At 55.6% G+C, this 24,934-nt stretch carries 21 protein-coding genes; 12 read left to right on the forward strand and 9 right to left on the reverse strand.

Translation table 11 applies throughout. The features are described 5' to 3' along the window. Nucleotides 1-25 precede the first annotated feature (25 nt). Nucleotides 26-946 (forward strand): oxygen-dependent coproporphyrinogen oxidase, encoded by a 921-nt coding sequence (gene hemF, locus IAE30_RS23165; protein ID WP_045831582.1) that lies wholly within the window; start codon nt 26-28, stop codon nt 944-946. Between the two features lie 275 nt (nt 947-1,221). Here the strand turns inward: hemF and maeB are convergent, their stop codons facing one another. Next, nucleotides 1,222-3,501 carry an NADP-dependent oxaloacetate-decarboxylating malate dehydrogenase gene (maeB, locus tag IAE30_RS23170; protein ID WP_038645544.1) on the reverse strand — a complete coding sequence of 760 codons (2,280 nt, stop codon included), beginning with the start codon at nt 3,499-3,501 and terminating at the stop codon, nt 1,222-1,224. 319 nt (nt 3,502-3,820) lie between these two features. Between maeB and tal the strand changes: the two genes are divergently transcribed. The 3 genes from tal (at nt 3,821) to ampH (ending at nt 8,165) form a co-directional block, all read left to right on the forward strand. Further along, a complete protein-coding gene (gene tal / locus IAE30_RS23175) occupies nt 3,821-4,771 on the forward strand; it encodes a transaldolase (RefSeq protein ID WP_045814871.1) in 951 nt (316 codons plus the stop codon). Nucleotides 4,772-4,840: 69 nt separating this feature from the next. After that, the gene (tkt, locus tag IAE30_RS23180; RefSeq protein WP_038645538.1) at nt 4,841-6,850 is read left to right on the forward strand and encodes a transketolase; all 2,010 of its coding nucleotides are present in this window, start codon (nt 4,841-4,843) and stop codon (nt 6,848-6,850) included. A gap of 145 nt (nt 6,851-6,995) precedes the next feature. After that, entirely contained in the window at nt 6,996-8,165 is a 1,170-nt protein-coding gene (ampH, locus tag IAE30_RS23185; protein ID WP_200538121.1) for a D-alanyl-D-alanine-carboxypeptidase/endopeptidase AmpH, read from the forward strand. An 84-nt stretch (nt 8,166-8,249) separates the two neighbouring features. On the opposite strand, the gene IAE30_RS23190 is transcribed toward ampH, so the two are convergent. After that, nucleotides 8,250-9,323 carry a DUF1176 domain-containing protein gene (locus IAE30_RS23190; RefSeq protein ID WP_200681085.1) on the reverse strand — a complete coding sequence of 358 codons (1,074 nt, stop codon included), beginning with the start codon at nt 9,321-9,323 and terminating at the stop codon, nt 8,250-8,252. A 578-nt stretch (nt 9,324-9,901) separates the two neighbouring features. Between IAE30_RS23190 and IAE30_RS23195 the strand changes: the two genes are divergently transcribed. Genes IAE30_RS23195 through IAE30_RS23230 form a run of 8 tightly spaced genes read left to right on the forward strand, consistent with a single transcriptional unit; the run spans nt 9,902 to nt 17,825 of the window. Then, nucleotides 9,902-10,732, forward strand: coding sequence for a DeoR/GlpR family DNA-binding transcription regulator (locus IAE30_RS23195; RefSeq protein WP_200681086.1), 831 nt, complete (start codon nt 9,902-9,904; stop codon nt 10,730-10,732). A gap of 12 nt (nt 10,733-10,744) precedes the next feature. Then, nucleotides 10,745-11,728 carry a substrate-binding domain-containing protein gene (locus IAE30_RS23200; RefSeq protein ID WP_038645532.1) on the forward strand — a complete coding sequence of 328 codons (984 nt, stop codon included), beginning with the start codon at nt 10,745-10,747 and terminating at the stop codon, nt 11,726-11,728. 2 nt (nt 11,729-11,730) lie between these two features. Continuing rightward, on the forward strand, nt 11,731-13,236 hold the full coding sequence (locus tag IAE30_RS23205; RefSeq protein WP_038649967.1) for a sugar ABC transporter ATP-binding protein: 1,506 nt from the start codon (nt 11,731-11,733) through the stop codon (nt 13,234-13,236). Further along, nucleotides 13,229-14,218 carry an ABC transporter permease gene (locus IAE30_RS23210; RefSeq protein ID WP_045814874.1) on the forward strand — a complete coding sequence of 330 codons (990 nt, stop codon included), beginning with the start codon at nt 13,229-13,231 and terminating at the stop codon, nt 14,216-14,218. The genes IAE30_RS23205 and IAE30_RS23210 overlap by 8 nt, the downstream gene beginning before the upstream one ends. 13 nt (nt 14,219-14,231) lie before the next feature. Next, a complete protein-coding gene (locus IAE30_RS23215; protein WP_038645528.1) occupies nt 14,232-15,281 on the forward strand; it encodes an ABC transporter permease in 1,050 nt (349 codons plus the stop codon). Beyond that, nucleotides 15,281-15,973 carry a D-allulose 6-phosphate 3-epimerase gene (alsE, locus tag IAE30_RS23220; protein WP_038645526.1) on the forward strand — a complete coding sequence of 231 codons (693 nt, stop codon included), beginning with the start codon at nt 15,281-15,283 and terminating at the stop codon, nt 15,971-15,973. Before IAE30_RS23215 ends, alsE begins: the two co-directional genes overlap by 1 nt. Beyond that, the gene (gene alsK / locus IAE30_RS23225; RefSeq protein ID WP_038645524.1) at nt 15,970-16,863 is read left to right on the forward strand and encodes an allose kinase; all 894 of its coding nucleotides are present in this window, start codon (nt 15,970-15,972) and stop codon (nt 16,861-16,863) included. Before alsE ends, alsK begins: the two co-directional genes overlap by 4 nt. Beyond that, entirely contained in the window at nt 16,863-17,825 is a 963-nt protein-coding gene (locus IAE30_RS23230) for a ribokinase (protein ID WP_200681110.1), read from the forward strand. The genes alsK and IAE30_RS23230 overlap by 1 nt, the downstream gene beginning before the upstream one ends. Before the next feature lie 220 nt (nt 17,826-18,045). On the opposite strand, the gene nudK is transcribed toward IAE30_RS23230, so the two are convergent. The 7 genes from nudK to IAE30_RS23265 form a co-directional block, all read right to left on the reverse strand. Continuing rightward, nucleotides 18,046-18,624 carry a GDP-mannose pyrophosphatase NudK gene (nudK, locus tag IAE30_RS23235; RefSeq protein WP_038645520.1) on the reverse strand — a complete coding sequence of 193 codons (579 nt, stop codon included), beginning with the start codon at nt 18,622-18,624 and terminating at the stop codon, nt 18,046-18,048. Between the two features lie 257 nt (nt 18,625-18,881). Next, entirely contained in the window at nt 18,882-19,466 is a 585-nt protein-coding gene (napC, locus tag IAE30_RS23240; protein WP_038645518.1) for a cytochrome c-type protein NapC, read from the reverse strand. 8 nt (nt 19,467-19,474) lie between these two features. Then, nucleotides 19,475-19,906 carry a nitrate reductase cytochrome c-type subunit gene (gene napB / locus IAE30_RS23245; RefSeq protein WP_045814877.1) on the reverse strand — a complete coding sequence of 144 codons (432 nt, stop codon included), beginning with the start codon at nt 19,904-19,906 and terminating at the stop codon, nt 19,475-19,477. A gap of 11 nt (nt 19,907-19,917) precedes the next feature. Next, entirely contained in the window at nt 19,918-22,404 is a 2,487-nt protein-coding gene (gene napA / locus IAE30_RS23250) for a nitrate reductase catalytic subunit NapA (RefSeq protein ID WP_200681087.1), read from the reverse strand. Further along, on the reverse strand, nt 22,401-22,691 hold the full coding sequence (locus tag IAE30_RS23255; protein ID WP_045814879.1) for a chaperone NapD: 291 nt from the start codon (nt 22,689-22,691) through the stop codon (nt 22,401-22,403). Before IAE30_RS23255 ends, napA begins: the two co-directional genes overlap by 4 nt. Nucleotides 22,692-22,853: 162 nt before the next feature. After that, nucleotides 22,854-24,356 carry an L-asparagine permease gene (gene ansP / locus IAE30_RS23260; protein WP_038645511.1) on the reverse strand — a complete coding sequence of 501 codons (1,503 nt, stop codon included), beginning with the start codon at nt 24,354-24,356 and terminating at the stop codon, nt 22,854-22,856. Nucleotides 24,357-24,634: 278 nt separating this feature from the next. Then, nucleotides 24,635-24,907, reverse strand: coding sequence for a YdgH/BhsA/McbA-like domain containing protein (locus tag IAE30_RS23265; protein ID WP_200681111.1), 273 nt, complete (start codon nt 24,905-24,907; stop codon nt 24,635-24,637). Between the last annotated feature and the right edge of the window lie 27 nt (nt 24,908-24,934).

The following is a 24,934-nucleotide window of genomic DNA, read 5'->3' on the forward strand; positions in this document are numbered from 1 at the left end:
GGCAAATTTCCGGAACGAGTGACTCATGAGCAATCCCGATATTTCCCGCGTCAAAGCGTTTTTACTGACGCTGCAGGATGAAATTTGCGCCCAGCTGGCAGCAGCCGATGGCACAGCGACCTTCGCCGAAGATGACTGGCAGCGCCCCGGTGGCGGTGGCGGACGCAGCCGCGTACTGCGCAACGGCGCGGTGTTTGAGCAGGCAGGCGTGAACTTCTCTCATGTACACGGTGATCAGATGCCCGCCTCCGCCACTGCGCACCGCCCCGAACTGGCCGGCCGCAGCTTTGAAGCCATGGGCGTGTCACTCGTTGTGCACCCGGAAAACCCGTACATCCCAACCAGTCACGCCAACGTGCGTTTCTTCATTGCTGAGAAGCCGGGTGCCGATCCGGTGTGGTGGTTCGGCGGCGGTTTCGATCTCACTCCGTATTATGGTTTTGAGGAAGATGCGCTGCACTGGCATCAAACCGCGTTTGATCTGTGCCAGCCGTTTGGCGAAGACGTCTATCCGCGCTACAAAAAATGGTGTGATGACTATTTCCACCTCAAACATCGTAACGAGCAGCGTGGCATTGGCGGGCTGTTTTACGATGACCTGAATACGCCAGACTTTGATCACTGCTTCGATTTTATGCAGGCGGTGGGCAAAGGATATCTGGATGCCTATTTACCGATCGTCGCGAAGCGCAAAGCGCTGCCGTGGGGCGAGCGCGAGCGCCAGTTCCAGCTCTATCGCCGCGGGCGTTATGTCGAATTCAATCTGGTGTGGGATCGCGGCACGCTGTTCGGCCTGCAAACCGGCGGCCGCACCGAATCGATTTTGATGTCGATGCCGCCACTGGTTCGCTGGGAATATGATTACCAAACCGAAGCCGGCACGCCGGAAGCAGCGCTCTACAGCGATTTTCTGCCGGTGAAGGATTGGTTGGGATTGGGTGAATAGTTCTTTTGCAGGAAGGCACAAATGTTGATGGCCTCAGCCCCTCTGCTGCTGCAAGGGCTATCCGCAGCGCTGAGGCTTTTACGTTGGGCCAGGAGATTCACGCAGGGATGCGTGAATCAGTTCGGGGCCGACCAGGGATGGTCGATCACCGAACGATCTGTAGGCACGACGTGGAAGCCGAGGGCACCGCGTTAGCGGCGCGAGGACTGCCCGGCAGCAGCAGTGGGGCTAAGGCCCACACCAACCCCCTCCTGATCTTTAGCCACCTCATCACATCACAACGGCTCGGTTTGCGCCTCCACCACCGCTAATGCCACCATATTCACAATGCGTCTCACCGATGCAATCCGCGTCAGCACATGCACCGGCTTGCTAATCCCCATCAATACCGGCCCGACCGTCACTCCTTCCGAACACGACACGCGCAGCAGGTTATAACTGATACGTGCCGCCTCCACGTTCGGCATAATCAGCAGATTCGCGGTGCCTTTCAGCGGGCTGTCGGGCATCAGTTCACGCCGGATACTCTCCACCAACGCCGCATCACCGTGCATCTCACCGTCGATCTCCAGTTCTGGCGCACGGCTTTGAATCAGCGTCAACGCCTCGCGCATTTTACGTGCCCCCGGCGCATTAGACGTGCCAAAGCTGGAGTGCGACAGCAGCGCCACGCGCGGTTCAATACCAAAGCGACGCACCGTTTCGGCCGCCAGCAGCGTGATATCCGCCAACTGTTCCGCACTGGGATCTTCATTCACATAGGTATCTGCAATAAAAGTGTTACCGCTCGGCAGCAGTAACGCGTTCATTGCCCCAGCGACTTTCACGTCGTCGCGGAAACCAAACACCTTCTCCACCACATCGTAATGCTCGCGGTAATCGCCAATGGTGCCACAAATCAATGCGTCGGCTTCGCCACGATGCACCATGATCGCACCGATCAAGGTGGGATTACCGATCACTGCCCGCTGGGCCGTTTCCGGAGTGACCCCGCGCCGTTTCATGATCTGGTAATACTCGTTCCAGTATTCTTTAAAGCGCGGGTCGGACTCGTTGTTGACGATCTCAAAATCTTTACCCGCTTCAATTTTTAACCCTTGCTTCTGAATACGCATCGCAATCACGTTTGGACGACCAATCAGAATCGGCTTCGCCAGCCCCAGCGACACCAGCTCCTGCGTCGCATGCAGCACGCGCACCTCCTCCCCTTCGGCCATCACCACGCGTTTCGGATCTTTGCGTGCCTGCGAGAAAATCGGCTTCATAAACAGGTTGGTTTTATACACAAATTCGGTGAGCTGCTCGCGATAGGCATCAAAGTCAGCGATGGGCCGGGTCGCCACGCCGGACTCCATCGCCGCTTTCGCCACAGCAGGCGCGATCTGCACAATCAAACGCGGATCGAACGGTTTTGGGATCAGATATTCCGGTCCAAAACTCAGATCCTGATCATCATAGGCGGAGGCCACCACATCGCTCTGCTCGGCTTGCGCTAAGGCCGCAATCGCATGCACCGCAGCAAGTTTCATCTCCTCGTTAATGGCCGTCGCGCCAACGTCCAACGCCCCGCGGAAAATAAACGGGAAACATAGCACGTTGTTCACCTGATTCGGGAAATCCGAGCGTCCGGTGCAGATAATCGCATCCGGTCGAACCTCTTTCGCCAGCGGCGGCATGATCTCTGGTTCAGGATTGGCGAGCGCCAGAATCAGCGGGTTCTGCGCCATTTTCTTCACCATCTCTGGCGTCATCGCTTTCGGACCCGAGCAGCCGAGGAAGATGTCCGCACCGGCAATCACTTCATCCAGCGTACGCGCGCCTTTATCTTCTATGGCGTACTCGGCTTTGGTCGGCGTCATATTGGGTTCACGATCGCGGTAAATCACCCCTTTGGAGTCGCACACCACAATGTTGTGCTTCTGCATGCCGAGCGCCACCAGCAAATTCAGGCAGGCAATGGCTGATGCGCCCGCCCCAGACACCACTAGCCGCACATCTGAGATGGCCTTTTTAACGATGCTCAAACCATTGAGCACCGCCGCAGTACAGATGATCGCCGTCCCGTGCTGATCGTCGTGAAACACCGGAATCTTCATGCGCTCGCGCAATTTCTGCTCAATGTAAAAACACTCTGGCGCTTTGATATCTTCGAGGTTGATGCCGCCAAAGGTCGGCTCCAGCGCGGCAATCACCTCAATCAACTTATCCGGATCCAGCTCGTCCACTTCGATATCGAACACATCAATGCCGGCGAATTTCTTGAACAATACCCCTTTGCCTTCCATCACCGGTTTACCGGCCAGCGCACCGATATTGCCGAGACCGAGCACTGCCGTTCCGTTCGAAATCACCGCCACCAGATTGCCGCGTGCGGTGTATTTGTGCGCCGCCAGCGGATCGGCAGCAATCTCGAGGCAAGGTGCCGCCACACCCGGCGAATAGGCCAGCGCTAAATCACGCTGCGTCGCCAGCGGTTTGGTGGGGGAAACCTGAATTTTTCCGGGAGTGGGATATTGGTGGAAATCGAGCGCACTTTGCTTGAGTTGATCGTCCATTTGGCATCCTTTGACACGGCTGAAAAACCACCAGTATAGGAATCTGCGGCACAAAAGAGGGTGAAGGCGCTCAAAGAACGAGGGCACAGATTGCCACGGCTTCGCCTGCGGCTTTGGCGCAGCCTGCTATCCTTAATGATGGCAAAACACGTAGCTGAACCGATCAGGCACCCCCTTCCGTGACAGATGCCCTTCAGCGCCACAATCAGAGAAAACGCATTTTCTTCGTGCAACGTCTGTAGCACTGTGTTGAGCCACGACTCAACAGGAAAGGGCACGACCCGTTTGCCCACATTATTGCTAATCAAGGAGTTAAGCGATGAACCAGCTAGATGCATTGAAACAGTTCACCACCGTGGTGGCGGACAGCGGCGACATCGAATCTATTCGCCATTACCACCCGGAAGACGCGACCACTAACCCTTCGTTGATCCTGAAAGCTGCCGGTCTCGATGCTTATAAACATCTGATTGATGACGCTATCGACTATGCGAAAAAACAGGGCGGCAGCAAAGAGACGCAAATCATTAACGCCAGCGATAAAGTGGCGATCAACCTCGGTATGGAAATTCTGAAAAGCGTACCGGGCCGTGTTTCGACCGAAGTGGATGCGCGCCTCTCCTTCGATCGTGGCATGTGTGTCACCAAAGCTGAAAAACTGGTACGGATGTACGAAGAGAACGGCATTGATCGTTCACGCATCCTGATCAAACTGGCCTCAACCTGGGAAGGGATCAAAGCCGCTGAAGAACTGGAGAAAAACGGCATCCAATGTAACCTGACGCTGTTGTTCTCTTTTGCGCAGGCGCGTGCCTGTGCCGAAGCAGGCGTGTTCCTGATCTCCCCGTTCGTCGGCCGTATTTATGACTGGTACAACTCACGTAAACCGCTGGACCCGTATGTGGTGGATGAAGATCCGGGCGTGAAATCCGTGCGTCGTATCTACGACTACTACAAAAAGCATCGTTACAGCACCGTGATCATGGGAGCCAGCTTCCGTAAAGTTGAGCAGATTCAGGCGCTGGCTGGCTGCGACCGCCTGACCATCTCCCCTAACCTGCTGGAAGAGTTGGCAAACAGCGATGCACCGCTGGAACGTAAGTTAGAGCCTTCAACCGAAGGCTTCCATCAGCCTGCTCCGCTCTCTGAAGCCGAGTTCCGCTGGGAACATAACCAGGATCCGATGGCAGTGGAAAAACTGTCTGACGGCATCCGTCAATTCGCCATTGACCAGCAGAAGCTGGAAGACGTGCTGGCTTCTCGCCTGTAAATCACCACCCTTTTCATGTCGGACGGGCGTCTGCCCGTCCTCATTTGCCCAATCACAAGGGAGTACCCTATGTCTTCACGCAGAGAGTTGGCTAACGCGATTCGTGCTTTGAGTATGGATGCGGTACAGAAAGCAAATTCCGGACACCCCGGTATGCCGATGGGAATGGCCGATATCGCCGAAGTGCTATGGCGCGACGTTCTCAAACACAATCCCAACAATCCGGCGTGGGCTGACCGCGACCGCTTTATTCTCTCCAATGGCCACGGTTCGATGCTGCTTTACAGCCTGCTGCACCTCACCGGTTACGACCTGCCGATGGAAGAGCTGAAAAACTTCCGCCAGCTGCATTCCAAAACGCCTGGCCATCCGGAAATTGGCTATACGCCAGGCGTGGAAACCACCACCGGTCCGTTGGGACAGGGTTTGGCCAATGCGGTGGGCATGGCCATTGCCGAGCGCACCCTGGCGGCGCAGTTTAACCGTCCCGGCCACGATATCGTCGATCACTACACCTATGTGTTTATGGGCGATGGCTGTTTGATGGAAGGCATTTCACATGAAGTCAGCTCACTGGCCGGCACCCTCGGCCTCGGCAAACTGATTGGTTTCTACGATCATAACGGCATCTCGATTGATGGTGAAACCGAAGGCTGGTTCACCGATGACACGCACAAACGCTTCGAAGCCTACAACTGGCATGTCGTCGGCAGTGCGGAAGGCATTGATGGGCACGATCCGGAAGCTATCGCCGCCGCCATCAAAGAAGCGCAGAGTGTCACCGACAAGCCTTCGCTGATTATCTGCCGCACGGTCATTGGTTTTGGGTCGCCGAATAAAGCCGGTAAAGAAGAGTCACACGGCTCGGCGCTGGGCGAGCAGGAAGTGGCCTTAACCCGTCAAAAACTCGGCTGGCACTATCCACCGTTTGAAATCCCGAAAGAGATTTATCAACAGTGGGATGCCAAAGAAGCGGGCAGTCAGCGAGAGAAAGCCTGGGATGAGAAGTTTGCTGCCTATAAAGCCGCGCATCCCGATCTCGCCGCTGAGTTTAGCCGCCGTCTGGACGGGGGAATGCCGGCGAAATGGAGTGAGGCGACTCAGGCGTTTGTGGAAGATCTCCAGGCCAATCCGCAAAAAATTGCCAGCCGTAAAGCGTCGCAAAACACACTGGAAGTGTACGGCAAGCTGCTGCCAGAGTTGTTGGGTGGCTCAGCTGACCTTGCGCCGAGTAACCTCACTATCTGGTCTGGTTCGAAATCGATAAAAGAAGACATCGCCGGAAACTATATACATTACGGCGTGCGCGAATTTGGTATGACGGCGATTGGTAATGGCCTGGCGCATCACGGCGGCTTCATTCCGTACACCGCCACCTTCCTGATGTTTGTTGAATACGCGCGTAATGCGGTGCGTATGGCGGCGCTGATGAAGGCTCGCCAGGTGCTGGTGTACACCCATGACTCGATTGGCCTGGGCGAAGATGGCCCAACCCACCAGCCAGTGGAACAGCTTGCCAGCCTGCGCGTGACGCCGAATATGAGCGTCTGGCGTCCGTGCGATCAGGTAGAAACTGCCGTGGCATGGAAAGCCGCCGTTGAGCGCCACCATGGCCCGACCGCGCTGATTCTGTCGCGTCAAAATCTGCTGCAGCCAGAGCGCAGCAAAGCACAGGTGGCCGATATCGCCAAAGGCGGCTATGTGTTGCAGGATTGCGCGGGCACACCAGAAGCGATCATCATCGCCACTGGTTCTGAGATTGAAATCGCGCTGGGCGCGGCCGATAAACTCGGCGCCAGCGGCCACAAGGTGCGCGTGGTGTCCCTGCCCTGCACCGACGTGTTTGACAAGCAGGACACCGCCTACCGCGAATCGGTGTTGCCTTCCGGCGTCAAAGCGCGCGTGGCCGTTGAAGCGGGTATTGCCGATTACTGGTTCAAGTATGTCGGTCTGGATGGCGCGATTGTCGGTATGACCACCTTCGGTGAGTCTGCGCCGGCAGGTAAGTTGTTCCCGGAATTTGGCTTTACGGTGGAGAATATCGTGAGCCATACCGAAGCATTACTCAAGCCGCACTAATCGATCCGGCCCTGCGTCATTTGGCGTAAGGGCCGTTTTTTGATCACAGCCTGATACAGAAAAAAATCCTGTCTTCCCTCTTCACGCCTCGCACAAACTGATTACTATAAGCTTTCCTCCGAATCCTGTTGCGGACGCTTTCCCGTTGAAAAAACGTACTCCTTTTTTACTGGCCTTAATGGTTTCAGTGCTTCCATTAAAAAGCATGGCGCAGACGGTAGCCGATCCTCTGCTGGCCTCACAGATCGTTGATCGTTATGCCGAGCATATCTTCTATGGCAGCGGCGCAACCGGCATGGCGCTGGTGGCGATTGATGGCAATCAGCGCGTATTCGCTAGCTTTGGCGATACCAGCCCTGGCAATAACGTGCGCCCTCAGCTCGATTCCGTGATTCGCATCGCTTCGCTCAGTAAATTGATGACCAGCGAAGTGATGGTCAAAATGGCGGAACGTGGGCAAATTCGCCTGGATGACCCGTTAAGCAAGTATGCTCCGGCTGGCGCACGCGTCCCGAATTACAACGGTCAGCCGATTCGCCTGATCAACCTCGCCACCCATACCGGTAGCCTGCCGCGTGAACAGCCAGGCGGCAAACCGCATCGTCCGGTATTTGTCTGGCCAACCAAATCCGATCGCTGGCAGTGGCTGCAGGGTGCGCAACTGAAAGCCACGCCAGGAACACAGGCCTCCTACTCCAATCTCGGCTTTGATCTGCTGAGTGATGCGCTGGCTAAAGCGGCAGGCACGCCTTATCCCGCCCTGCTGCAACAGCTGGTGACGCGTCCGCTGGGAATGAAAGACACCACCTTTACGCCATCCCCCGATCAGTGCCAGCGCCTGATGATCCCTGAGAAAGGGGCCAGTCCGTGCAATAATACGCTGGCAGCGATTGGCAGCGGTGGCGTGTATTCAACGCCAGATGATATGGGCCGCTGGATGCAGCAATTCCTCAACTCGGCGGTCAATCACCGCACGCCGCAGGTTGATCGTCTGCAAACGCTGATCTATCGCCGTGACCAGCTGACCAAAGTGGAAGGTATGGATGTGCCTGGTCGTGCCGATGCCTTAGGCATGGGCTGGGTGTATATGGGGCCAAAAGAGGGACGTCCAGGGATTATCGAAAAAACCGGCGGCGGCGGCGGCTTTATTACTTACATGGCGATGGTGCCACAGAATAACGTCGGGGTATTTGTGGTGGTGACGCGTTCACCGCTGTCACGCTTCACACCGATGAGCGATGGCGTGAATAACCTGCTGGCGGAGTTGGTGGGCAATCAAAATGGTTCGCCGATGACGGTTAACGCCATCCGTTAAATCATGAGGCGTTGCGGCCGCCATCAATGGCGGCCCTGCATGGATAGAGGGCGCATTGATGCGTACTCAGCAGCCAGCGCGCCTTTAATCCGACTGAACGGCATTCTGAGTTTGGCTGACCCACAGCGTGGGCCAATGATCACTGCTATGCCATGCGTCACAGGTTTTCTCTTCAGCATACTCTGCCAGCACAAAGTCATTTCCGTCGTACTGCCAACGCGTTGCGACACCACAATCTCCCAGACCGCGGCCTTTACTGAAGGTGTAAAGCAAACCGCTGCTGGCATCGAATTCAGCATTCACCAACTCCATCTGATTGTCACTGCGTCCTGGTGGCGTGAATGGCAAGGTCAACGTCAGCCCGCGCGCCACGTAAGGCTGGTTACGCGTCACCTCAAAGGCCAAATCAATCACGTTATAGGCACCGGCTTCACAACTGATTAAAAGCAGCGCTTTGGTGTCGGTGAGCGGCGCCACACTCACTTCTCGCCTGAGCGGATCGAGTGAACAGTTGTCGGTGTTAACCCGCCAGGTACCGTAATCAATTAGACCGCTGGTTTCTTCCTGAGTTAACGGCGCTGGCTGCGGCAAGGGAGCGGGCAGTTGCGGTACCTGCGGCGCAGGGGGAACGTCCGATGGCGCGCGATCGCCCCGCTTCACCCAGGCACTGGCACCATTTACCCGCCCCTGAACGTCATCCATCAACAATAGCGCTGCTTTCATGCCGCTGAGTGGGATAGTGGCTTTAGCCTGATAGGTCAGTTGCAGAGTATGGGCATCCAGCGTTTGCGCCAGAAATTCGTCGATGGCAATGGCATTACTGGTTGCAAGATGATGTGGCTCGACGCTCCAGTGTTTGAGGTCCGGCGTCAGGCGACGCTGATCCAGCAGCAAATTATCCTTTAATGATCCACCGGGCAGCTCTCCACTGTACGCGCTGCCGTAATCAATACGCAGCAGCGGGCGATCGTTAACGCCAGCGCCGCGTGAGAGGGTCATCACTAATCCGTTGTCTCCCGGAAAGCTGCGTGCCACGCAAAAAGCCGCGTTGTTACAGGTGAGCTGCCAGTCAGAAAATGACTTTTGCAGTGGCTCAGCCTGAACGCACGCGACAAACACAAAGGGCAATAAAAGCAGCGACTTCATCCAATAAGACATCAAAAAAAAGGTCCCCAAATTCCTTGAAAAGAAATCATAGCGTAACGGAAAGGTCATCAGCAGGCCGAAACTGTGACCTGGCCCTAAAAGCGGTACTCACTGCTGAAAAAGCCGTCGCCTGAGGGCGATCTGAGGCTGGAGAAGCAAGAATTCCATCATCCGTTTCGACTGATTTCCGCTCAATCGGATTCGTCGGACTATGGCGTCATGTTTGTCTGAAAGCGTGTGTCTGGGTAAGACCTCCGTCCGCTCGACGTCATGCCGTCTAAGAGGGTTTGGCTAAAAACAATTTAGCGCACATCACAATTCGGTCAAATACACACAAACGGTCATACTCGGTCATGCTAAGGTGTTTTCATACGGTAATAATTGTTTGCTACCGATCCCTCGATTTAGCGCTAACACGCGTGTTTATGTGAATTAGATCTCTATTACATGAAAAATAGATATCTCATTCACATAAAAATCTGATCCACATCACTCTAACGTCGCCGGGCATTTTGACCACTGCGGACTCGTGCGCAGTCCACATTTTCCCGCTGCGGTATCCAGTACTTTATAGCCATCGGAGGGAAGTCATGTTGCCGATTGAAAGACAGCAGCGAATTATTGACGAACTAAATTTAAATGGTCGGGTTATTGTCGCTGAATTAGTCACGTTGTGTCAGGTTTCGCAAGAAACCATTCGCCGTGATTTAACTCAACTGGAGAAACGTGGGCTATTACAACGCAGCCACGGCGGTGCGGTACCAGCAAAACGACAAGCCGCTAACATTCAGGGGAATACGAGGGCTGTTAACGAGTATGAATTATCTTTCCGCCAGCGCATGAATGAACATGTAGATGCAAAGATGGCGATAGCCAAACGTGCACTCGATTTCATCAGCCCCGGCGATTGTATATTACTCGACAGTAGCACCACTTGCTGGTATTTAGCGCGACAGCTACCAGATATTGAATTAACGGTGTTAACCAACTCTATCAGAATTGTGCAAACCCTTGCGGCGCGGGGAAGTATCCGCACCATCTGCCTGGGGGGAGAATATTCTGACCGTTATGAAGATTTCCACGGTATTGTCGCTGAGCAGCCTTTACGGGAATTTCAGATTAATAAAATCTTTTTTTCCTGTAGCAGTTTAGGCAATGACGGTTATTTACGTGAAGGTAACGAAAACAACGCACATTTAAAACAACAGATGCTACTGGCAGCAGAAAGAAAACATCTGCTGCTGGACGCCAGTAAATTCCTGCGACCCTCATTCGCGCGTATTTGTCATTATCGCGATGTGGACTTTCTCATCACTGACCAATTAAAAGACAAAGAGCTGGAACAAGAATTAGCCTGGAACGGCGTCAATATTATTGATTGCTCGCAGCGCAACAATTCAATGCAGCTAATAAAAAATTAATCCGGAGTCTTTATGAAAAAACATCTTATCGCCTGTTCTCTGCTTGCCCTGTTTGCCGCCACCGGCGCGCACGCTGCTGACAAATTACGCATGGGCATCGTGGTGAAAATTGGCGGTATTCCGTGGTTTAACGCCATGGAAGCGGGCATCAAGAGTGAAGCGGCAAAACGCGGCATTGATGCATGGATGGTGGGCCCTACCGCCGCCGACCCTGCGCTGCAGGTGCGTGCGATTGAAGATTTGATTGCGCAGAAAGTCGACATCATCGGCGTGGTACCGAATGACCCGAAAGTGCTGGAGCCGGTGCTGAAACGTGCGCGTGAAGCTGGCATTCAGGTTATCACCCACGAATCACCGGATCAGAAAGGCGCCAACTGGGACTTCGAACTGGTAGATGCCCCGACGCATGGCATCAACCATATGAAAGCACTGGCGAAATGCATGCATGAAGAAGGCAAATACGCCATGTACGTTGGCAGCCTGACTGTGCCATTGCACCAACAGTGGACCGATGCCGCGCTGAACTACCAGAAAGAGCACTATCCAAAAATGCAGATGGTGACTGACAAGTTCGGCGTGGGTGAATCGCTGGATGACTCCATCCGCACCACTAACGAACTGATGTCCAAGTACCCGGATCTGAAAGGCATTATGGCGTTCGGCTCACAGGGCCCAATCGGTGCCGGTCGTGCGGTGATGAACCGCAACAAGATTGATCAGGTGTGCGTGATTGGCGCCTTCAGCCCAGGCCAGGGTGCTTCTCTGGTGCAGCGTGGCGCAATCAAAGGCGGCTATATCTGGAACCCGGAAACCGCAGGCGAAGTGTTCGTGCGTATCGCCGACATGATGCAGAAGAAAGAACCCATCACCGATGGGATGACCATCGACGGTCTGGGCAAAGTGAAAGTTGACGAGGCGACCCACACCATCCTCGGCAACAACACCGAAAGTCTGGATAAAGAAAACCTGCCAAAACTGGTGAAAATGGGGCTGTAATGATGAAAGAGGTGATCCCACAGACGTTAATCGCGCTCGACAACCTGTCGAAAACTTTTGGTGGCAACCGCGCACTGAGCGATATCTCGCTGAGCTTACTGGCGGGCGAAGTGCACTGCCTGGCTGGCACCAACGGCTGTGGCAAGAGCACCTTGATCAAAGTGATTTCCGGGGTGCACGCCCCGGACAGCGGCAGCCGCATCACCCTGGGTGATGGCCCGACCTTCCCGCGTCTGACCACCCGTCAGGCGCGTGATTTCGGTATCCAGGTGATTTATCAGGATCTGTCGCTGTTCCCGAATTTGAGCGTAGCCGAGAACATCGCTTTTGAGCACAACCTCAACGGCCTGCTCGGCTGGCACCGCAAAGCCAAACTGCGTGAAACGGCAGCGCGTATTATTGAAGAGCTAAAGTTCGATCTCGATCTGGATGAAAAAGTCTCGGCGCTGTCGATTGCCGCACGTCAGCAGGTCGCGATTTGCCGTGCACTGGTCGCCGATGCGCGTCTGGTGATCATGGACGAACCGACGGCTTCTCTGACCCGCACCGAAGTGAACCAGCTGCTGCGCACCGTGCGCTATCTGAAAGACAAAAACATCTGCGTAGTGTTCGTCAGCCACCGTCTGGACGAGGTGCTGGAGATTTCGGATCGCGTCACGGTGATCCGCGACGGGCGCAAAATGGGCTGCTGGCCCGCCAAAGAGATGACGCCGCATCATCTCACCGAGCTGATGACCGGTCTGAAACTCGATTATCAACTGAAAGCTCCAACGCGTAATGCCGACCGCGCCATTCTCGAAGTTGAGAATCTGACGCGTGCCGGTCAATATCACGACGTCAATTTCAAACTGTACCAGGGCGAAGTGCTGGGTCTGTGTGGCCTGCTCGGTTCGGGTCGTACCGAACTGGCGCTGTCACTGTTTGGCATGACCAAACCTGACAGCGGCAAAATCTGGCTCGACAGTAAGCCAGTACGTTTCCGCGGCCATGAAGATGCCATCAAAGCCGGCATCGGTTATGTCTCTGAAGACCGCTTAACTCTCGGTCTGGTGCAGCAACAATCGGTGGCCGACAACATGGTGCTGCCGATCCTCGACAAGCTGCAAAACCGTTTTCACATCATCGACGAGTACCGCAAAAACAAGCTGATCCTGCAATGGATTCAACAGCTCGGTGTGCGCGTGGCCGATCCCAATCTGGCGATCTCCACCCTCTCCGGCGGCAACCAGCAAAAGATCGTGCTGGCAAAGTGGGTACTGACTCAGCCGCGCATTTTGATTCTGGACTCGCCGACCGTGGGCGTGGATGTCGGTGCTAAAGCCAGCATCTATCAGTTGATCCACGAGCTGGCGAAAGAAGGTCTGTCGATCATTCTGATTTCCGATGAAGTGCCAGAGGTTTGGTACAACTGCGACCGCATTCTGCACTTCCGTGATGGCACCGTTCATGCCGAATACCAACCCGATACCGTTGAGCAAGAACAGCTGGCGGAGGTGATCAATGCCTGATTTTTCTCGTTTACGCCCGCACTCCAGTCAAGGCTGGCTGGCGTGGGTACTGCTGGCTTTCATCCTGTTCTTCTCGGTAGCCAGCGATCAGTTCCTCTCGGTACAGAACCTGCTGGATCTGGCCGAAAGCTACGCGGTGACCGGTATTTTTGCCCTCGGCCTGTTTGTGGTACTGGTGACCGGCGGGATCGATATCTCCTTCGCCGCCGTGGCGTCGGTGGTGCAATACCTGATTGCTTCGCTGTTTGTACAGTTCCAGTTTGATAACGCGGCATTGAGCATCTTACTGGCGATTGCCTGTGGCACCGCCTTTGGCGTGATTAACGCTCTGTTGATTACCTCGCTGCGCGTGGTGTCGATCATCATCACCATCAGTATGCAGTCGCTGCTGTTTGGCCTGTTGATGTGGGTGACCGGCGGCAAAAGTCTCTATTCATTGCCGGACTGGTGGATCACGCTGCGCAGCGTGCTGCCTTTCACCTGGCAAGGCAACAGCTTCCAGATTGGCCTGCCGCTGATCACCATGCTGGTGATTGCCGGACTGACCGCGCTGCTGCTCAACAAAACCAATCTCGGCCGCCAGCTGTATGCGGTGGGCGGCGATGCGGAATCAGCACGTCGTATCGGGATCCGCGTCGGCCTGATTCATGTCTTCGCTTACGGTTGGCTCGGTGCAATGGCGGCGATTGGCGGACTGGTACAGGTCTATCGCATGGGTGAAGTGGTGCCGAATGCGCTGGTGGGCGGCGAGCTGGATGTGCTGGCGGCCACGGTGCTCGGCGGGGCCAGCCTGATGGGCGGTAAAGGCACGGTGAGCGGCACACTAATGGGCGTGTTCCTGATCGCCATCCTGAAGAACGGCCTCAACCTGATTGGCGTTTCCAACTACTTCATGAACATCGTGGTAGGTGGCGTGATCATGGTGGCGATTGCCGTCACTCACTACAAAAAACGTAAAGAAACTGACGTCAGTTTCGTCTGACAGGAGCATTCACATGAAATCACTCTCTGCTCTGCGTCCGGACGGCACCAATATCGGCCTGATGCTGTTGATTGCGCTGGCGCTGGCGGTCTTCACCTTCATGCTGCCGGGCCGCTTTATGACCGACTCGACCTTTATGAGTATGGCGTTTCAGTTGCCGGAACTGGGCTTGCTGACGCTGGCGATGTTTATCGCCATCCTCAGCGGCGGCCTGAACCTGGCGATTATCGCCACCGCCAACCTGACCGCACTGTTTATCGCCTGGACGCTGATGAGCGCCCTGCCCGCTGATGCCGGCACCGGTCAGCAACTGCTGTGGCTGTTTATCGCTATCGTCGGCGCGATGCTGATTGCCGCTTTTATCGGTGTGATCACTGGCGTGATGGTGACGCGAATTGGTGCCCACCCCATTCTGGTGACGCTGGCGACCATGATGACGCTGAACGGCATCGGTATCTGGCTGACCAAAGGTGCCGCTGTCAGCGGCATGCCATCGGTGGTGCAAGCGCTGGGTTCCAACACGCTGTTGGGTATGCCGCTGCCGCTGTGGGTATTTCTGATTGCGGCCGCGCTTCTGGCGCTGTTCCTCGGCAAAACCCGCGCCGGTAAATGTATCTACATGGGCGGCAGCAACATCAACGCGACCTGGTTCAGCGGCATCAACACGCATCGCATGGTGGTGCTGGTGTACGTCATCTCCAGCCTGCTGTGCGTGTTAGCCGGATTGATCATGATGGCGCGCTTTAACTCAGCGCGTATGGGTTACGGCGATGCGTATCTGCTGCTGACCGTACTGGCGATTATTCTCGGCGGCACCGACCCGAACGGTGGCTTCGGCCGCGTCACGGGTGTGGTACTGGCGCTGATTGCCCTGCAAGTGCTCTCAACCGGTTTCAATCTGATGAACATCAGCCAGCATGTAAGCCTGGCGATGTGGGGCGCAGTGCTGATTGTGGTGTTGGCTTTCAAACAATTTAAAGCCCGTTTTAATGAACATCGTGCCGTCAAGCTGAGCAAGCTCGCTGCGGCCCTTAATCCTCTGACCGAAAAAAAGGAAGTCTAATGCGTATTCAAGTCTCCCCGTCGTTGATGTGTATGAATCTGATGGAGATCAAGCACCAGCTGGAAGTGCTGGACTCCCGCGCAGACTTCCTCCATATCGATATCATGGACGGTCACTACGTTAAGAACATCACGCTGTCGCCGTTCTTTATTGAGCAGATTCGCCCACACACCAAAGTGGCGCTGGATGTGCATTTGATGGTGGAACACCCGACCGACTTCATTGAAGTGATTGCCAAAGCGGGTGCCGACTACATCTGCCCACACGCTGAAACCATCAACCGCGATGCGTTCCGCGTGATCAACCTGATTCGCAGCTTTGGCAAGAAAGTCGGCGTGGTGTTGAACCCGGCCACACCGGTGTCGTTTATCCATCACTATATTCATCTGCTGGACAAAATCACCGTGATGACCGTGGATCCTGGCTATGCCGGACAGCCATTCATCCCGGAAATGGTAGCCAAAGTGCAGGAACTGAAAGCCCTGAAGCAGCAGCATGGCCACAAATATCTGATTGAAATCGATGGTTCCTGCAACACGCGCACTTACAACACGCTGGTCGGTGCAGGTGCAGAAGTGCTGATCGTCGGTACCTCGGGCCTGTTTAACATCCATGACGATCTGGCAACGGCCTGGGACATGATGCGTGACAGCATTGATGAAGCTCAGGGCCTGGCGAAGGTATCCGCATGATTCCACGCTGGCTGGGTATCGACATTGGCGGCACCGGCACACGTCTGCAGCTGATGGAAGAGGGACGCATCTGGTCCAGCTTCCGCAAGGTGCCGACGGCCAGCTGGGCGCAGCAGCCCGACGCATTGACGGCACTCGGGCAGTTAATCAGTGAAACACTGGAGCAGCAACCGGTGAGCGGCGTGATGCTGGGATTGCCCGGCATACTGAGTCGTGATCGTCAGCAGGTGATTTCGCTGCCGTTTATTCAGGCGCTGGATCATCAGCCGGTGGCGGCGATCCTCACCGAACGTCTTGGCGTGCCGGTGGCGATGGATAAAGATGTTAACCATCTGATGATGTGGGATTTAATGCAGCTGGAGCAGTTGCCGGATATCGCGGTAGGTTTGTATCCCGGTACCGGCATGGGCAACAGCTTGTGGATTAATGGCCGCTTCTATCACGGCCAGCACGGCGGCGCGGGTGAATTGGGCCATGTGCCGATCGCCGGTAACGATCTGCCCTGCCCGTGCGGCAACCGGGGTTGTGCGGAGACGGTGACTTCGGGCAATTGGTTGAGTCACTGGGCTAAGGCTCACGTGCCGAATACCGATATGTCGGCGCTGTTTACGCAACATGGCGACCATCCGGAGTTGCAGGCCTTTGTTTATCGTCTGGCGCAGCTGATTGCCACCGAAATGAACATCCTCGATCCCGAATACCTGATTCTGGGTGGCGGAGTGCTGGCGATGGCGGACTTCCCGCTGGCGCAGTTACGCAGTCAGATTCAGCAGCATCTGCGTCCACCGGCCACACGTGACAATTTGAAGATCGTGTTTAGTCAATCCACCGATCACACCGGCTGTCGCGGTGCCTGTTTAGCCGCCGAACGCCTGTTCAGGAGTGCATGATGAAAGGAAAAGTGTGTGTGTTTGGCTCGTTTAACCTCGACGTCGTCGCGGTGATGAACCGTTTTCCAATGCCCGGTGAATCACTGACTGCGCACAACAGCATGATGGGGCCGGGTGGCAAAGGAGCCAACCAGGCCACGGCGGCGCTGCGCGCTGGGGCTCGCGTGCACTACATCGGTAAAGTGGGTAACGATGATTTTGGCACCTTTGCCCGTCGTCACCTGGAGAAGACCGGTTTCGATGCGATCACGCTGTTTACCTGCAAAGAGAAGCCCACCGGCAACGCATTGATCTATGTGGCCGGGGATGATGCAGAAAACATGATTTCGGTGTTTCCGGGCGCGAACACCACTGTGACGGCGGCCGAAGTGTCGCGCTGTCAGCCCACCGTGGCGGCGGCCGATATTTTGCTGGTGCAGTTGGAGAACAACCTGAATGCCATTCAGCGCATGATCGATAATGCGCGTGCCGGGGGCACCTTTGTGATTTTAAACCCAGCGCCGTGGCAGAAAGTGAGTGATGCGCTGCTGGCGAAGGTGGATTTATTGACGCCCAATAGCACCGAAGCGATGCAGATCACCGGGGTGAAGGTCACGGATTTTGCCAGCGCACAGAAAGCGGCGGAAGTGCTGCACCGTAAAGGCGCGCGTCAGGTGATTATCACATTGGGGATGGCGGGTGCACTGCTGTCCAATGCGGAACAGCAGCCGCTGCGCATTCCGCTGTTCCCGGCGCAACCGCTGGATACCACCGGCGCGGGCGATGCGTTTAACGGTGCGCTGGCAGCACGTTTAGCCTCTGGTGATGAACTGCCACAGGCGGCCTTATTTGCCTCGGCGTTTGCTTCGCTGTGTGTCGAGCGATCTGGTGCGGCCAACTCTATGCCGTCTTACGCTGAAGCACTGGCGCGAATGCAGGCACATCCGGAATGCGTGCCGGAGCCGTTGGAAGTGATGGCTTGATTTGAGCTAACAGCGTATCGGTGATGTTAGTTGAACCAATCGTGATAACGCAGTCTGGGGCCGCCATGAGGCTGGCGTCCTCACGCCGTTCGTCTGCCTCATGGCGGCCCCTGCCTGCTCATAAACTTGATTGCGCGTTGTTAAAAAGAGCAAAACTGTTTGATGCCACAGGCAATTCGCCACCGTTTATTGACTCGTGGCTTAATGAGATTTTGAAAGTTTAAGCTCTCAGCCACCCCGCAATTTGCGCATATTGCAGCAGCATAATCGCTTTACCATCGAGGATGCGGCCGTCTTTCACCATCGCCAGCGCTTGCGGGAAAGGCAACTCCAGCACGGTGATTTCTTCATCTTCTACGCCACCACCGGCATTGGCGCGCATTGCATCGCTGTATTCTGCTGCGAAAAAATGGACGATTTCCGTCACGCCGCCCGGCGACATATAAGCTTCAAACAGCTTCTCGACCTTACCGACCTCATAACCGGTCTCTTCGATCGCTTCTTTGCGGATGCAATCTTCCGGCGTGTCGTTATCCAGCAGACCCGCGCAGGTCTCAATCAATTCACCGCTGGCATTGCCGTTAACGTAAGTCGCAATGCGGAACTGACGAATCAGCAGCACGGTGTTTTTATCGCGGTTATAAAGCAGGATGGTGGCGCCGTTGCCGCGATCATAGACTTCGCGTTTGTGGCGGATGACTTCGCCGTTGCTACGGGTCAGTTCGTAGGTGAAGTTACGCAGGATAAAGTAATTATCTGACAGTAACTTATCTTTAATGATGTTGATCTTTAACGACATGGCCGCTCCACCGCTTAATGAGGGAGCCTGAGATAATAGGCGCTAGCGGCGGGGAAAACTATCTGAATTGCATTGGCGAACCGGATACAGAGTGTTGTGGAGACCCGGCATTCACAGACGGCTCTCCCTCCATGGCGACCCTGCCATTTAATGCGGAGTCGCTGACCGAGTCCGCATCAATGACAATGACCTGTGTGTCCGGTTAACCTGTTACCCAGTTGCCCGGTTCGTTCCTGACCACCGGGCTGACTGGAGCGTCAAAAACCGTTCTTCTGCTCGCTCATATCCGGCAGGTGGTGCGCAATCCCTTTGTGGCAATCAATACAGGTTTGCCCATCCTCCACCGCTTTGCTGTGCATTTTTGCTGCCACCGTCTTCTGCGCGGTGAAATCCATATACTCGAAGTTGTGGCAGTTTCGGCACTCCTGCGAGTTATTGTTCTTCATCCTGCGCCACTCGTTCTGAGCCAGCTCGATACGTGTCTCTTCAAACTTTTGCGGCGTATCAATCAGGCCGAACACCTTCGCGTACACCTCTTTGCTGGCTTGCAATTTGCGCAGCATTTTCGGGCCCCATTCGTGCGGCACATGGCAATCCGGACAAGTGGCACGCACGCCGCTGCGGTTGTTGTAATGCACCGTCTGCATGTACTCCTGATACACGTTGTTGCGCATCTCATGGCAGCCAATGCAGAACTGCTCGCGGTTGGTCATCTCCATTGCGGTATTAAAACCGCCCCAGAAAATAATCCCACCGGCAAAACCCAAAATCAGCAGCGTGCCGAGTGCTAAGCGGCTGGGTCGTCGCCACCAGCGCCAGATGCGTAATAATCTTTCTTTCATTAATAACCTCACTGCCCAAAGCCATTGGCCGGTTTAAAGGTGTTCTCCACCACCGGTTTGGCATCGGTCTGCGGGACGTGGCACTGCAAGCAGAAGTAGCGACGCGGCGATACCGTGCTGCTCACCAGGCCATCGCGATCGGTAAAGTGTGTTGGGCTGACGCGCGGCGCACCGGTGGTCAGGTAACTTTGCGTGCCGTGGCACTGCAGGCAGCGGTTGACGTTTTTCGTCACCTGATAGCCATCGACGCTATGCGGGATCACCGGTGGCTGATTCACGTAGTTCAGCGGTTTGCGGCTCTGCTCTTTCGGCTGATGGATCGTGCCCTGCTGCGTGGCCGTGACTTCCGGGGATTGCGTGAGATCCACGCCATGACCCGCGTAAACCACGCCGCCCAGCGTCAGGGCGGCAACGGTGATAAGAGTAAATAAGGGTTTCATTGCATCCTGCCTTAAATTTTGACCAGCTTAACGGCGCATTTTTTGTAATCGGTCTGCTTCGATAGCGGATCGGTGGCATCCAGCGTGACGTTGTTGGCCAGCACGCCAGCATCAAAGAACGGCATAAACACCAGCCCTTTTGGCGGTTGATTACGTCCGCGCGTTTCGACAGTCGCCACGGTTTCCCCCCGACGTGACATCACGCGCACCTTCTCGCCACGGCGGAAACCACGATCTTTGGCATCCAGCGGATGGATATACAGCAGCGCCTGCGGCACGGCGCGATGCAGCTCCGGCACGCGACGCGTCATGGTGCCGGTGTGCCAGTGTTCCAGCACGCGGCCAGTGCAGAACCACAGATCGTACTCGGCGTCTGGCGCTTCAGCAGGTGGCTCATACGGCAGGGCAAAAATGGTGGCTTTGCCATCTGGTTTGCCATAGAACCGTACGCCCTCGCCCGCTTTGACATAGCTGTCAAAGCCTTCGCGATAGCGCCAGCGTGTCTCTTTGCCATTCACCACCGGCCAGCGCAATCCGCGCGCTTCATGATAGGCATCGAATGGCGCCAGATCGTGACCGTGTCCGCGACCAAAGCTGGCGTACTCTTCAAACAGGCCTTTTTGGATGTAGAAGCCGAAGTCGCGCGCCTCGTCGTTCAGTCGATCGTCGGCCACTTCGCTCAACGGGAATTGATTAACCTGGCCGTTGGCGTACAGCACGTCATACAAGGTTTTATCCCGCAGCGCCGGCTGTTGGGCGATCAATGCTTCCGGCCACACTTCGGTTACGCGGAAACGCTTAGCGAAATTCACCATCTGCCACAGATCCGATTTGGCTTCGCCCGGCGCTTTCACCTGTTGATGCCAGAACTGGGTACGACGCTCGGCGTTGCCGTAAGCGCCCTCTTTCTCCACCCACATCGCCGTCGGCAGGATTAAGTCCGCACACAAAGCACTGACGGTGGGATAAGGATCGGACACCACGATAAAGTTGCGTGCATCACGCCAGCCTGGCATGCGCTCCTGGGTCAGGTTCGGACCCGCCTGCATGTTGTTGTTACACATCACCCAGTACGCATTCAGCTTGCCGTCTTTCAGCGCGCGATCCTGTGCGACCGCATGCAGGCCGATTTTGGCGGGAATGGTGCCCTGCGGTAGCTTCCACAGTTTTTCAGCCGTCGCACGGTGCTTATCGTTATTCACCACCATGTCTGCGGGCAGGCGATGCGAGAAGGTGCCGACTTCACGTGCCGTGCCACAGGCAGAAGGCTGGCCAGTGAGCGAGAAGGGACCGGTGCCGGGGCGCGAGATTTTGCCGGTCAGCAGATGGATGTTGTAGCACAGGTTATTGGCCCACACGCCGCGCGTGTGCTGATTGAAGCCCATGGTCCAGTAGGAGACCACGTTGATGTTCGGGTCGGCATAGAGTTCGGCCAGCGCAATCAGCTGATCCTGCTCTACGCCACTCATCTCACTGGCTTTCTCTACCGTGTATTCGGCAACGAATTTGGCGTACTCGTCGAAGCTAATCGGCGTGGATTCGCCGCTATCCGGGTTTTTCGCCGAGGCCTGACGCGGATCGCTCGGGCGTAATCCATAACCAATATCCGTGTCGCCTTTACGCAGCGTGACGTGATTCTGCAGGAAAGCTTTATCGACTTTGTTGTTCTGAATGATGTAGTTGGCGATGAAGTTAAGAATCGCCAAATCGCTTTGCGGCGTAAACACCATGCCGTTATCGGCCAGTTCAAAACTGCGATGACGGTAGGTAGAGAGCACGGCGACTTTAACGTTGTCATCGCTCAGGCGACGGGCGGTCAGACGTGACCAGAGAATCGGATGCATCTCGGCCATGTTCGAGCCCCACAGCACAAAGGCATCGGCCACTTCGATGTCATCGTAGCAGCCCATCGGCTCATCCATGCCGAAAGTGCGCATAAAGCCCACCACGGCCGAGGCCATGCAGTGACGCGCATTAGGATCGAGGTTATTGGTGCGGAAACCGGCTTTCATCAATTTAGAGGCGGCATACCCTTCCCATACCGTCCATTGACCGGAACCGAACATGCCGATGGATTCAGGCCCGTTGGCTTTTAGCGCCGCTTTGAACTTCTGTTCCATGATGTCGAAGGCCTGATCCCAGCTCACCGGGGTAAACTCGCCTTCTTTGTCGTAGTGGCCATCGGTCATGCGCAGCAACGGCTGCGTCAGGCGGTCTTTTCCGTACATGATCTTGGGCAGGAAATAGCCTTTGATACAGTTCAGCCCACGGTTCACTTCCGCCTGCGGATCGCCCTGTGAGGCCACCACGCGTCCCTCCTGGGTGCCCACCAGCACACCACACCCGGTGCCACAAAAACGACACGGCGCCTTTTCCCAGCGGATCGGGGCGCCCAGTGCGGTCACGGCTTTGGTGACGCTGGGAATCGTAAGTCCTGCGGCCACTGCCGCCGCTGCGGCCGCATTGGCCTTCATAAATTCTCGACGACTGACTTTCATGATGCTTCCTTGTGACGATATTCCGTTTCGTCTTGCTGGTGATACACCAGAGAAACGGCCAATACATGCGGGATATTGCGGGTGGCTTCGATGTTATTCAGCAAGGCGCGACTGTCAGCGGCACCTAAGGTCACGGCCAGCGTGCCGCGTGCGCTGTCTTCGGCGGCGATTTCGCAATCAGAAAGCAACAGCAATGCCTGCTTTACTGCCGGGATGGCGTGGGAACGCGCCTGGATGACCAGACCGCATACGTGCCAACTGCTTTCAGGGAGAATGGAGTGCGTCATGCGCTCACCTCGTTTAGCCAGCTTGAGATGAGGCGTAAAATACCCTGATGTTTTGCAGGGCTATATCACCCGAAAGGTGTATATCCCGATGTGGGATCAAGGGAAGGACAATTGAAATGAAAACGGGGGCCAAAAGGCCCCCGTTGATGAGAATGGCTGCGATTAACGCGAGCTATCTTCCGCCAGCTTAGCTGCCCCATCATCCTGATCGTCATGATGATGGTCGTGCTCTTTCATGGCTTCGGCATGCACGCGTTTGCGCACGCCGAACCAGCCCAGCACCAGTACCACGGCAATCAGCGGGATGGACGCAATAGTGTAGGTACCGTTTGGATAATCAAACGCCATCAACACCAGCACACTTACCAGGAACAGCAGCGTTAACCATGAGGTGAACGGTGCCCACGGCAGCTTGAAGCCGACGTCTTCCGCTTTACCTTCTTTAATCGCTTTGCGCAGACGCATCTGGCACACCACGATAAAGCCCCACGAAGAGATGATGCCCAGTGAGGCCACGTTCAGTACGATCTCAAACACCTGAGAAGGCACATAGTAGTTGAGTACCACACCGACCACGTACACCGCGATGGTAACGAGGATACCGGCGAACGGCACCTGCTGTTTGCTCATCTTCGACATGAACTGTGGTGCAGAACCGCCCATCGACATGGAACGCAGAATACGACCGGTGGAGTACAAACCTGAGTTCAGGCTCGACAACGCCGCACTCAGCACCACGATGTTCATCACGCTCCCAATGTAAGGCACGCCCAGTTTGGAGAAGAAGGTCACAAACGGACTCTGCCCTGCCTGATAGGCGTTCCACGGCAGCAGCAGTACCAGCAGCACCACCGAACCGACGTAGAACAGACCAATACGCCAGATCACGCTGTTGATGGCTTTTGGCAGCATGGTTTTCGGGTCTTTACACTCCCCGGCCGCGGTGCCCACCAGCTCAATCGAGGCGAAAGCAAATACCACCCCTTGCACCAGCACCAGCGCGGGTAGCAAGCCGTGCGGGAAGAAGCCGCCGTTGTCGGTGATCAGATGGAAGCCGGTGGTATTGCCGTCCAGCGGTTTACCACTGCCGAGGAACACCACACCGACAATCAGGAACACCACGATCGCCAGCACTTTCACCAATGCGAACCAGAATTCCATTTCGGCGAACCACTTCACGCCGATCATGTTCATGGTACCGACAATCGCCAGTGCGCCGAGAGCAAACACCCACTGCGGCACATCACCAAACGCGCCCCAGTAGTGCATGTAGAGCGCGACCGCGGTGATATCCACGATACCGGTCATCGCCCAGTTAACGAAGTACATCCAGCCTGCCACGTATGACGCTTTTTCCCCGAGGAATTCGCGTGCATAAGAAACAAAGCTGCCGCTTGATGGGCGGTGTAATACCAGTTCGCCCAACGCACGAAGGATAAAGAAGGAGAAGATACCGCACACCAGATAAACCAGTGCCAGAGCAGGACCAGCCATCTGCAAGCGCGCGCCTGCACCAAGGAACAGGCCGGTACCGATGGCACCGCCAATGGCGATCATTTGTACCTGACGGTTACCCATTGCTTTGTGGTAACCGCTGTCGTGGGAATTGAGCCAGCGTCTTTTCGCAGCGCGTTGTTCGGCTGCGGTTTTTTTAGTTGAATTCATAGCTTTCCTGTTTGTCCTGACCATCAATCATCGCCTAACCAATCGTTTGCGTGCGGCGGTGCGAAATGGGGTAAAACCCGCTACCGATACGGCGGAACGATGTCGCGCGGTGAGCCGGGAATTTACGGCGATGAATCCTACCCGTTCTGCATGAACGAAGCAAAAAATACCGTTTGGTTGCACAAGTTGAATTGTAAGAATCGGTCGCGGTGCACAAAAAAACCGGCCAGTGAATGGCCGGTAAAGGGGTGGCTACAGGGAGGTATTGCGGGGGGGTATTAACGATAAATCTCTGCGGTACCGCTCCACAGGCTGGAGTCGCCTGGGTTTTGTACGCCAATGACACGGTAATGGCTGGCGCCCCTATCTTCCGCTTTCTGCGAAAGCTGACGTGTTGCATCATCGATGGAACCGCGAACACCGCTGATAGAAACGGTACCGCTGCTTTGCAGGTTTTCCGCCTGCTCAGCACTTAAAGGTTGCGCGGCAAAGGCCGTGAAACTTGCGGTGGCAAGCAGTGCAGCAGTCAGAATGGCAATGGGTTTCTTCATCATTTGCTCCTGTTGTCGTCCGTTTAT

This window comes from Pantoea sp. S61, from assembly GCF_016625145.1.
Classification (GTDB): domain Bacteria; phylum Pseudomonadota; class Gammaproteobacteria; order Enterobacterales; family Enterobacteriaceae; genus Pantoea; species Pantoea rwandensis_B.